The sequence below is a fragment of the Pseudomonas sp. D8002 genome (assembly GCF_013385695.1).
GTDB lineage: Bacteria > Pseudomonadota > Gammaproteobacteria > Pseudomonadales > Pseudomonadaceae > Aquipseudomonas.
This window is the reverse complement of record NZ_JACAPM010000019.1, coordinates 1-10,653: the sequence shown is the minus strand read 5'-3', so window position 1 is coordinate 10,653 and position 10,653 is coordinate 1. Positions and strand designations below refer to the sequence as shown.

At 63.5% G+C, this 10,653-nt stretch carries 10 protein-coding genes; all 10 read left to right on the top strand.

The genetic code is table 11. From position 1 onward, the window contains the following. Positions 1-411: 411 nt before the first annotated feature. From HX807_RS11020 to HX807_RS10975, 10 genes are read left to right on the top strand one after another with little or no spacing between them, the layout of a single operon-like run. A complete protein-coding gene (locus HX807_RS11020) occupies positions 412-1,005 on the top strand; it encodes a transposase (RefSeq protein ID WP_177050034.1) in 594 nt (197 codons plus the stop codon). 59 nt (positions 1,006-1,064) lie between these two features. Continuing rightward, positions 1,065-2,663, top strand: a complete 1,599-nt coding sequence (locus HX807_RS11015) for a ShlB/FhaC/HecB family hemolysin secretion/activation protein (protein ID WP_177050032.1) — start codon at positions 1,065-1,067, stop codon at positions 2,661-2,663. A 24-nt stretch (positions 2,664-2,687) separates the two neighbouring features. Further along, entirely contained in the window at positions 2,688-4,487 is a 1,800-nt protein-coding gene (locus tag HX807_RS11010; RefSeq protein ID WP_134326877.1) for a DUF2341 domain-containing protein, read from the top strand. An 11-nt stretch (positions 4,488-4,498) separates the two neighbouring features. Then, positions 4,499-4,924: a biopolymer transporter ExbD gene (locus HX807_RS11005; RefSeq protein ID WP_003211540.1), complete on the top strand. Its 426-nt coding sequence runs from the start codon at positions 4,499-4,501 to the stop codon at positions 4,922-4,924. Positions 4,925-4,927: 3 nt separating this feature from the next. After that, a complete protein-coding gene (locus HX807_RS11000) occupies positions 4,928-5,635 on the top strand; it encodes an energy transducer TonB (RefSeq protein WP_032898546.1) in 708 nt (235 codons plus the stop codon). Between the two features lie 41 nt (positions 5,636-5,676). After that, positions 5,677-7,374 (top strand): putative porin, encoded by a 1,698-nt coding sequence (locus HX807_RS10995; RefSeq protein ID WP_177049952.1) that lies wholly within the window; start codon positions 5,677-5,679, stop codon positions 7,372-7,374. Between the two features lie 17 nt (positions 7,375-7,391). Next, on the top strand, positions 7,392-8,018 hold the full coding sequence (locus HX807_RS10990) for a hypothetical protein (protein WP_008430322.1): 627 nt from the start codon (positions 7,392-7,394) through the stop codon (positions 8,016-8,018). Positions 8,019-8,038: 20 nt separating this feature from the next. Then, positions 8,039-8,521 (top strand): YbjN domain-containing protein, encoded by a 483-nt coding sequence (locus HX807_RS10985; RefSeq protein ID WP_134326873.1) that lies wholly within the window; start codon positions 8,039-8,041, stop codon positions 8,519-8,521. Further along, entirely contained in the window at positions 8,518-9,453 is a 936-nt protein-coding gene (locus HX807_RS10980; RefSeq protein ID WP_177049951.1) for a peptidylprolyl isomerase, read from the top strand. The genes HX807_RS10985 and HX807_RS10980 overlap by 4 nt, the downstream gene beginning before the upstream one ends. 53 nt (positions 9,454-9,506) lie before the next feature. Next, positions 9,507-10,484: a LysR family transcriptional regulator gene (locus tag HX807_RS10975; RefSeq protein ID WP_177049950.1), complete on the top strand. Its 978-nt coding sequence runs from the start codon at positions 9,507-9,509 to the stop codon at positions 10,482-10,484. The last annotated feature ends 169 nt before the right edge of the window (positions 10,485-10,653 follow it).

Genomic DNA, 10,653 nt, shown 5'->3' with positions numbered 1-10,653 from the left:
CTTTGCCCCACCACTCGGTGCCTCGCCTAGGCTCGGCATGCCCGCACTCCGTGGTTCTGCTTTTCTGTGGGAGCTGGCTTGCCTGCGATGCAGACAACTCGGTTTTTCAGATACACCGAGGCGATGCCATCGCAGGCAAGCCAGCTCCCACATTTGAACCGTGCCCGCTTTAACTTTTGATTTTGCTTCACAACACTCCAAAAGTGAGCCGCTGTAAGAGCGGAACCAATACCAGCCCTGACCGCAGCAACGGATATGCCCACCTCACCCCGCCCAAAAAAGAAGCTTTTATGACAAAAGTTCGGTAGTCCCCAGCGACCCCCGTCTTGGCTATGTAACGCGCTCAACACCGCCAAAAAAGGCGACGTCAGAGCCGCAAGCAGGATGCCAGGAGTGGGGCGAATGGGAACTATGGAACGTTACTCGAAAGTCGGCATGCAGGAGCTCGACCAGCGCCTGTCAAAGATCGTCGAAGCCGCACGCAAAAAACCGGTCTCGGTCTACCGCTATGGCGCACCGTGGGTATGGATCGTCTCCCAGGACGACTGGCAAGGCGCGCTCAAGGAAGTCTCCAGCTACATCCCCGCAGGCCATTCACTGGTCTTGCTGCGCCCGCAGATCGACGACATCCTCGACCTCCACCGCGACCTGCTCCAGGCCCAACCCGGCACCCAGATCGCCCCCCAGACCGTCTTGCAGATCCTGCTGCTGCAACTCCTGTACTCAGTCCCCAACGAACAGCAACTGCACGAACAACTCAACTACAACCTGCTGTTCCGCTGGTTCGTCGGCCTCGACCTGAACCAGAAAGTCTGGGGCATCAACCTCCTGCAACGCGACATCGCCACGTTCCTGAACAACCCGCAGGCGGTGCAGTTGATCCAGAAAATCATCGATGAAGTGTTCTGTGGCGCCTTGCTGCACATGCCGGAGTTCTCCCTGAACTTCGCCCTGCTGCACACCTGGCTCGCCCGGCACGGCAGCACCTCGATATCCAGCAATTGAACAGGCCAAACGCCGGGCAAACGGCGACGGCAATCATCTTGAGTAAACCAGGGGGCGGTGTGGAGCATCTGTTCAAATCAACGCTGGCGCTGTGCTGGCTGACGCTGGGTGCACTGGCGCAACCGCTACAGGCCGAAGAGCAGGGCACCCAGCCCGAGCCTCCGGCACGGCTGGTGGACGTCAACGAGTACTTCGTGCGCGGCAACACCGTGCTCGACGCTCGTGCGATCGAAGAGGCGGTGTACCCGTTTCTCGGCCCGCAAAAGACCCTCGCCGACATCGAAGGCGCCCGGGATGCCTTGCAGAAGATCTATCAGGCACGCGGCTATCAGTCGGTGTTCGTCGAACTGCCGGAGCAGAAGGTCGATGACGGAATCGTCTACCTGCAGGTCAGCGAAACCAAGGTCGGGCGCGTCCGCGTGGTCGGCGCCAAGCACTATTCGCCGGTGGAAATCCGCGACGAAGTACGCGGCTTGAAGGAGGGCGCGGTTCCGGATTTCACCAGCGTGCAAACCCAACTCGCCGGCCTCAATCGCAGCGCCGGGCGGCAGGTCACGCCGCTGGTCCGCGAGGGCCAGCGCCCCGGCACCATGGACGTCGACCTGCAGGTGGAAGACCAGAACCCCTGGCACGCCAGCCTCGGCCTGAACAACGACTACAGCGCCGACACCAAGGAGCTGCGCAGCGTCGCGACCCTGGGTTACGACAACCTCTGGCAACTGGGCCACAGCATTTCCCTGACCTACTTCACCGCGCCCCAGGACAGCGACAACGCCAAGGTCTGGTCGGGCTCCTACACCGCGCCGCTGAGTGATCGCTGGAGCCTGCAGTTCTCCGGTTATCAGTCCGACAGCAACATCGCCACCATCGGCGGCAGCAACGTGTTGGGCAAGGGCCATTCCTATGGCGTGTCGGCGATCTACAGCCTGCCGGCCAGTGGCAATTGGGCCAATTCGTTCTCTGCCGGGGTCGACTTCAAGGACTTCAAGGAGCAGATGAAGTTTGGCGGCAGCACGGACGATATCCCGCTGAAGTACGCACCGCTGACCTTCGGCTACAACGGCTACCGCTACACCGAGCAGTCGCAATTGGGGCTGGGCTTGAGCCTGGTGGTGGGTACCCGCGCGTTCTTCGGCTACGGCAGCGACGCCGAGGAGTTCCAGTACAAGCGTGACAAGGCCAGCCCGAGTTTTGCGGTGCTCAAGGGTGACCTGAATTACACCTACACCTTCGGCAACGACTGGCAGTCGGCGTCCAAGGCCGGCTTCCAGCTGGCCTCGGGGCCGCTGGTGTCCAACGAGCAATATTCCGCTGGCGGCGCTACGTCGGTACGCGGGTATCTCGCCGCCGAGCGCACCGGCGACGAAGGCTACCTGTTGTCCCAGGAGCTGCGCACGCCGTCCCTGGCCAAGTTCCTCGGCAGCTACGTGCAGGAGTGGCGCTTCTATGCGTTTGCCGAAGGCGCACGCCTGCGCCTGCATGACCCGCTGCCCGAGCAGGAAGACGAATACAGCCTGGCCAGTGTCGGCCTCGGCACCCGCGCCAGTTTGAGCAAGTGGTTGTCCGGCAGCCTGGATTGGGGCTACCCGCTGCTTGAAGGCCCAAATACCCAGAAACAGGACTCGCGACTGCACTTCAGTGTGCAGGCGACTTTCTGACCCCTTTTTTCGGAGACTCCTGACATGCAACGCCTATTTCTGAGCCTGTTGATCTGCCTGGGCTTCGCGCTCCCGGCCACCGCCCATGCCTGGTGGCAGGACGATTGGCACTACCGTAAACAGATCACGGTGGACACCACCTCCCAGGGCGCAGCCATCAGCCAGGCCCTGGGCCGCACTGCGTTGCTGGTGCGCCTGCACACCGGCAACTTCACCTTTGACGGGGTCAAGGACGACGGCGCCGACCTGCGCTTTGTCAGCGCCGATGACAAGACCGTGTTCAACCACCAGATCGAAAGCTTCGACCCGCTGATGGGCATGGCGCTGATCTGGGTCGATGTGCCCAAGGTCGAAGGCGGCCAGCGCCAGGACCTGTGGATGTACTACGGCAACCAGAAGGCGCCGGCCACCGCCAACGGCCAGTTGACCTTCGACCCGAACTACACCGCGCTCTACCACTTCGACGGCGCCAACGGCACGCCGCCCCGGGACACCACGGCCTACGGCAACACTGCCGTAAACGCCACCGGTGCGAGCATCGACGGCGTGATCGGCCGGGCCTTGCAGTTCAGTGGCCAGCCGTTGCTGCTGCCAGCCAGCCCGTCGCTGCAACACGCAGCGGGCGGCGCCTTCACTTTCAGCGCCTGGTTGCGGGTCGACCAGGCCAGCGGCGAGCAAGTGGTGGTGGCCCGTCGCGAGGGCGCCCACAGCCTGTTGCTGGGCTTGAACCAGGGCATGCCGTTTATTGAAATCGACGGCCAGCGCGCCGTCTCGACCCAGCCGCTGAACCCCGGCCAATGGCAGCACCTGGCGTTCACCGCCGAGGGCGACAAGGTCTCGCTGTACGTCAACGGCCGTGAGACCGCGACCCTCGCAGTGGCGATGCCGGCGTTCAATTCGCCACTGGCCATCGGTGCCGATTTGCCGGAAGCCGCCGGCGGGCACCTGCCGTTTACCGGGGCCATGGACGAACTGCGCTTGTCCAAGGTCGCGCGCCCGGCAGCCCTGTTGCTGGCCGATGCCACGGCCCAGGGCGCCGAGTCGAAACTGGTGGCCTATGGCGTGGATGAAGAACAGTCGGGCTTCGGCTTCGGCAGCCTGGGGTTCCTGCTCAAGGCGGTGCCGGTGGATGCCTGGGTGATCATCCTGGTGCTGGTGGGGATGATGTTCCAGTCGTGGTTCATCATGCTCCGCAAGAACCGCCAGGTCAGTCGCGTGAGTGCTGCCAACGATATCTTCCGCGAGCAATTCGCACAGATCGGTACGCGCCTGGAGATGTACTACGACGACGCGTTGCTGGCCGAGCGCCTGACCCATTCCTCGCTGTGGCGACTGTACCGGGTCGCGGTCAAGGAAATCCGCACTCGCCGCGCCCAGGGCGCCGACACCTCGTCGGTCTCGGCAGCCACCATCGAAGCCATCCGCTGCTCCATGGACGGCGTGCGTACCCGGGAAAACCAGCAACTCGGCGCCAAGCTGTCGACCCTCTCCAACGCGATTGCCGGTGGCCCGTATATCGGCCTGCTCGGCACCGTGCTGGGGATCATGGTGGTGTTCCTCGGCACGGCGATGGCCGGCGACGTGAACATCAACGCCATCGCCCCGGGTATGGCGGCGGCCTTGCTGGCCACGGCCATGGGCCTGTTTGTCGCGATCCCCGCGCTGTTTGGCTACAACCGCCTGATTACCCGCAACAAGGAAGTCAGCGCCGACATGCGCGTGTTCGTCGACGAGTTCATCACCCGCCTGGCGGAGATGCACGGCGAGAGCCAGCACAGTGAAGCGGCGCACCGTCGCGACCACCACGCCCACGTCCCGGCCTGAGGAGAATCAGCATGGCTTCCGTGAATGCCTCCCACGACGATGACGATGACGCACCCGTCGACAGCATCAACATCACGCCCCTGGTGGACGTGCTGATGGTGGTGTTGGTGATGTTTATCCTCACCGCCACCGCCCAGGTCTCGGGGATCCAGATCCACCTGCCCAAGGCCAGTGCTTCGGTATCGCTGTCCGAGGCCAAGACCAAGGCCATCTCGGTGAACGATGGCGGCCAGGTGTTTCTCGACGCTTACCCGGTGACCTTGCCTGAACTCGAAGAGCGCCTGCGCATCGAGAAAGCGCTGAACCCGGACTTCCCGGTGATCGTGCGCGGCGACGCCATGGTGCAGTACCAGAAGGTCATCGAAGTGCTCGACCTGCTGCGTCGCCTGGAGCTGTCCCAGGTCGGGCTGGTCACCGGCAAACCGAGCCAGGGCTGAGTCATGACCGCACAGATGCCGATCACGCCGACGCCCCTCAAGAACAAGCCGCCATTGCGCCCGCTGAAGTGGGGCATTGGCCTGCTGCTGGGCGCCGTGGCTGCCTGGTTTCTCTGGCAGTGGGCCAATGACATGAGTGGCGTGCGCCGTGAAGCGCCCAAGGTGCCGACGATTATTCCGTTGCCGCCACCGCCACCACCGCCGCCGGAAAAACCCAAGGAACCGGAGCCCGAGGTGCAGGAAAAAATCCCCGAGCCGGAACCCACGCCGACCCCCGACGAGGTCAAGCCCGAGGAAGAGGCACCGCCTTCGCCAGCAGACGACCTGGCCAACCCGATGCAGATCGACGGCGACGCTCAGTCCGGTACCGACGGTTTCAACATCGGTGCCGGCAAGGGCGGCGGCATGGCCGGTTCCGGTGGTGGCGGGCTCGGTACCGGGACGTTCAAGCAGTACCTGGCCGGGGTGTTCCAGCGCCTGCTGCGGGAAGACCCGGAGCTGCGCAAGAAGGCCTACACGGTGCAGGCCGACCTGTGGCTGAGCGCAGACGGCGAGGTGACGCGCGTGGAGCTGGCCAAGTCCAGCGGCGACGCCGACACCGACGCCCAGGTGCTGGCCGCATTGCGTGCCACACCGCGGCTGAAGGAACGCACACCCACCTCAATGACCCTGCCGGTACGCCTGTCCCTCAAGGGCCGGCGCCCGGATTGATCGAACCCTTTTTTGCAGTTTTCTACAGGAGTTGTGTGCAGATGATTTCCCACGTGAATCGATTGACCCTGGCGGTCGGCATGGTCATCGCGACCCTGGTCGGCCAGGCGACGGCCGCCGCCGCGCCTTCGGAAAACGCCACGATCAACCTGATCCGCCTGCTGGTGCAGCAAGGTGTGCTCAAGCAGGAACAGGCCGACGGGCTGATCGCCCAGGCTGAAAAAGAGGCTCAGCAGGCACGTCAGGCCAGCACCGCCACGGCAGTAGCGGCAGGTCCAACTGCGGCCCCCGGCGATGTGCGGGTGCAGTACGTGCCGGCAGCGGTGCGCGACCAGATTCGCGACCAGGTCAAGGCCGAGGTCATGGCCACCGCCAAGCAGGAAAACTGGGCCCAGCCCAACACGTTCCCGGAGTGGGTCTCGCGCATCAGCTTCGACGGCGATATTCGCCTGCGGGATGAGTCGCGCTATTTCTCGGGCAACAACAGCAATGAAATCGTCGATTACGCCAAGCTCAACGACAGCGGCCCCTACGACGTGAACAAGAACACCAACACCAAATTGCCGCCGCTGCTCAACACCCGCGAAGACCGCGAGAACCTGTTCCGCCTGCGCGCCCGCCTGGGCATGAAAGCCGTGATCTCGCCGGAATGGACCGCCGGCATCCGCCTCGGCACCGGCAACGACAACAACCCGGTGTCCACCACCCAGACCCTGGGCGGCGGCTTCGGCAAGAAAGACATCTGGCTCGACCGGGGCTACCTCACCTGGAAGACCACCGACTACATGACCCTGACCGCCGGACGTTTTGCCAACCCGTTCTATTCCACCGACATGATGTATTCCGGCGACCTCAACTTCGACGGTGTGGCGGCGATCTTCAACCACAAGCTCAACAGCGACTGGGGCCTGTTCGGCACCCTCGGCGCGTTCCCGGTGGAGTACAGCCCCGACACCGCCACCACCAACGGCTTCGACAAGGACGAGAGCGAAAACAAATGGCTGTTCGGCGGGCAGATCGGCGCCGACTGGAAGATCAACCGCAGCAACAGCCTGAAGGGCTCGATGGCCTACTACCACTTCGGCGATATCCAGGGCGAACGCTCCAGCCCTTGCTCGCCGTGGGCCGGCCAGCCGGCGTGCGATACCGATGGCACGCGCCTGGCCTTCATGCAGAAGGGCAACAGCGTGTTCCTGCTGCGAGACATCACCCCCAACCCGGCAACGCCTGGCCTGACCCCGCAACCGCAATTCGTCGGCCTGGCGTCCAAGTTCAACGTGCTGGACCTCAACCTGGCCTGGGACAGCGAGCTGCCGGAAGACCTCAAGCTGCGCAGCCAGACCAACTTCATCCACAACCTGGCCTACGACAAGGGCGAGATGCTCAAGCGCAGCGAAGGCCAGATCGTCAACAACCTCAACAGCGACGGCGAGTTTGAAAGTGGCGGCAATGCGCTGCTGGTGCAGTTCACCCTCGGCAGTGCGCTGGAGATGCGCAAGAAGGGCGATTGGAACGTGCTGGCCGGCTACAAATACATCCAGCCGGATGCCTTGCCGGACGGCTTCAACGACTCCTCGTTCCACCTCGGCGGCACCAACGCCAAGGGCTATTTCATCGGTGCCAACTACGGCCTCGACAAGAACATCTACGCCAGTGCCCGTTGGCTCAGCGCCTCCGAAGTGTATGGCGCGCCGTTTGAAGTGGATGTCATGCAACTGGAACTCAACACGCGCTTCTGATGCGCCGGAGAAAGCTCATGAACACGCGAATTTGCGGCCTGCTTCTACTGCTCGTTACCACCGGCGCTTCGGCTGAAGGCATGGAGGAGCGCCTGCGCACTCAGCTGCGCAGCACCACCCAGCAGTTGCAGGCGCTGCAAAGCGAGCAGGCCCAGGCCAGTGCCGCACGCATCGCCGCCGAAACCCAGGCCAAGCAGGCCCAGGCGCAGGTCAAGCAACTGACCGCCGAACTGGAAAAGACCCGTGGCGTGGCCGAGCAACTGGTGGGCCAGCAACAGAGCCTGCACAGCCAGGCCCAGGCCCAGGTGGCCGCGAGCAATGAGCAGGTGGGCAAGTTCAAGAAAGCCTATGAAGACTTGCTGGTAATCGCCCGGGGCAAAGAAACCGAGCGCGCACGCTTGCAGGCGCAACTCACGGAACGTGACACACAAGTGCAGCAATGTTCAGTCAAGAATCAACAGATGTACGACGTGGCCCAGCAGTTGCTGACGGCCTACGAAAAAATCGACGTGGCCGACGTGATGAGCATCCGCCAACCGTTCGCCAGCAGCACCCGGGTCAAGTTCGAGGAACTCGCCCAGGGTTTTGGTGACGGCCTTTACCTTAATCGGTTCGATGCTCCACAGACCGTCACTAATCATTGATCGACAAGGAAGAGACCCCTATGAGCGACGTACAACTGATCACCAGCGTGACCCCGCAAGCCTTGACCGAGCTGCTGCAGGAAGCCGGCTACCGAGTCAACCAGACCGAGCAGAACGGCATCGTGCAATTGCTCAGCGCAAGCCAGGGCATCGGCTTCGCCGTGCGTTTCGGCAACCCGGCGGCAGAGCAGGGCAGCTATGTGGACTTCACCTACAGCTGCGCGCTGCGGGTGCAGGGCGAATTGCCCGAGGGGCTGGCCCAGGTCTGGAACGCTTCCCGACGTTTTGCGCGGTTGTCGTTGCAGGGTGAGTTCCTGCTGATGGAGATGGACGTGGTGGCCGCCGGCGTGGGTGCGCCGTACTTGCGCAATCAGCTGGAATTGTGGGACCGCCTGCTGCAGGAATTCATCGTCTACCTGCGTGAATACAGCCAGCAAGCCGCCCAGCTCCAGGCCGGGTCCGCGCCTGCTGTCGACGCGCGCGAAGAGGCGCCTGCACTGTGAAGAAACCAGCCCTGGTGGTCGGCGCTGGCGCCCTGGTGGTGCTGGCGGTCGCGGTGGGGTTGAGCCTGCGGCCGGGCAGTGACCCGGTCGCAGCCCAGCAGCCGGCGCCGGTGGCCGTGAAGGACGGGCCGGCGGTGGCGCGCCTGGGCAACCAGCAGATCGACCTCGCCGAACTCAAGTCGGTGTTGGCCGCCTTGCCGACGGAAACCCGCGAGCAGTTGCGTGGCAACCGTGGCTCCCTGGAAACCTGGCTGCGTTCGCGCCTGGCGCAAAAGGCCGTGCTTGAACAGGCCGATGCCCAGGGCTGGCGGCAGCGCCCGGAGGTGGAGCAACAGACCCGCGCCGCCACCGAGCAGATCGTGTTTCGCGACTACATGTTGTCGGTCAGCCAGGTGCCGACGGATTACCCCAGCGCCGCTGAATTGCAGCAAGCCTATGACAGCGGCAAGGCACAATGGGTGACGCCGCCGTTGTACCAGGTCAGCCAGATTTTCCTGGCCGTGAGCGACCCGCAAACCGTCGACAATGTGCGCCGCCAGGCCCAGGAGTTGAGCCGCAAGGCGCAGGCCTCGCCGGGCGAGTTTGCCGCCCTGGCCAGCCAGTATTCCCAGGACCCCGACAGCGCCCGGCGCGGTGGCGATTCCGGGATGCAGCCATTGCAGCAATTGGTGCCTGAAATGCGCGGTGTGGTGGCGCGGCTCAAGACGGGCGGGGTGTCGGAGCCGGTGCAGAGTGCGGCGGGTTTTCACGTGCTCAAACTCACTGGGCAACAACCGGCGCGCACGGCCACGCTGGATGAACTGCGTGGCCGCCTGACCGAGGCCTTGCGTGCGCAACGCCAGGAGCAGATTGCCAAGGCCTACCTGGAAGGCATGCTCAATACCGCGACCTTGAGTATCGACGGCGCCGAGCTGAACAAGGTGCTGGAGTAAAAAACCGTATCGCCGCATTGGATGCACAGTACCCACAAGACAGGGAGTCTCCCATGGTATTTGTTGAACCGGCTGTACCCCACGGCGTCGCGCCTTATCGTGCGTCGACCGAATCCCGCGAGGCCTGGCTGGCCTTGGCGGCCGCCATCGAGCCCGAGGTGGCGCAGTATTTCCTGATCAGCGCCCGCTGTGGGTGTTTCATGCAGGCGGCTCGCAGCCTCAACATCAAGGCCACGCAGTTGCGCAAGCGCCTGGCGCAGCTGGAAGAGCAACTGCGGCGTTCGCTGTTCAGCTATCAGGGCAATGTCCTGGCCCTGAGTCGTGAAGGGCAGCAGTTGCAGGCGCAGTTGATTGCCCTGGCGCATGAGCGACGCTTGCCGGTGCTGGAGCAACCGTTGATTCGGCTGGCGGTTGCCGAGTCGATCCTGCATGACATTCTGGGGCGGGACCTGATTGCCCTGTTGCGGCGCAATGCGAGTGTGCGGTTGGAGATCATTTCCATCGACAGCGAGTTGGGGTTGCAGGCGCTGGATGCGGATGTGGTGGTGTGGTTGTCGGGGATGGATTCGCCGGGGGCGGGGCCGAGTTTTGCCATTGGGGCGCCGGAGGTGTTGGCGCGGTTGGATTATTCGCCGCATATTGCCAAGCGGTATTCGCGGTTGGCGGTGCGGCCGGACAGCATTGAAGACCTTGCGGATTATATGTTGGTGCAGTGGCAGCCGGACCGGCAGGTGGAGGCGCTGCGGCCGTGGAATAGCCTGGTGGAGCAGCGGCTGGCGGGGGTGGTGCGGGTGGAAGCGTATCCGCTGATGCTGGAGATGATTCGGTGCAGTGCGTGTATTGGGTTGTTGCCGCGGTACATGAGTTGTTTTTATCGTGGGTTGACGGCGTTGGATGGGGTGTTTCTGGAGGCGATGCAGCGGCAGGTCTGGATGGGGGTGAGTGCTGATGTGCGGCATCCGCTGGAGGTGGGGTGGGTGGTGGAGATGATTCGGAATACGTTTCTTGAGCGGGGGGAGTGGTTTGATTGATTGAGTACATATCCGTTTCTTCGGTAACGGCTACTTATGGTTCCGCTCTTACAGCGGGTCACTTTTGGCAAACGCCCGGAATGCCGGCCCAGCCAAAAGTAACCAAAAGGTCTTTGCCCCACCACTCGGTGCCTCGCCTAGGCTCGGCATGCCCGCACTCCGGCACGGC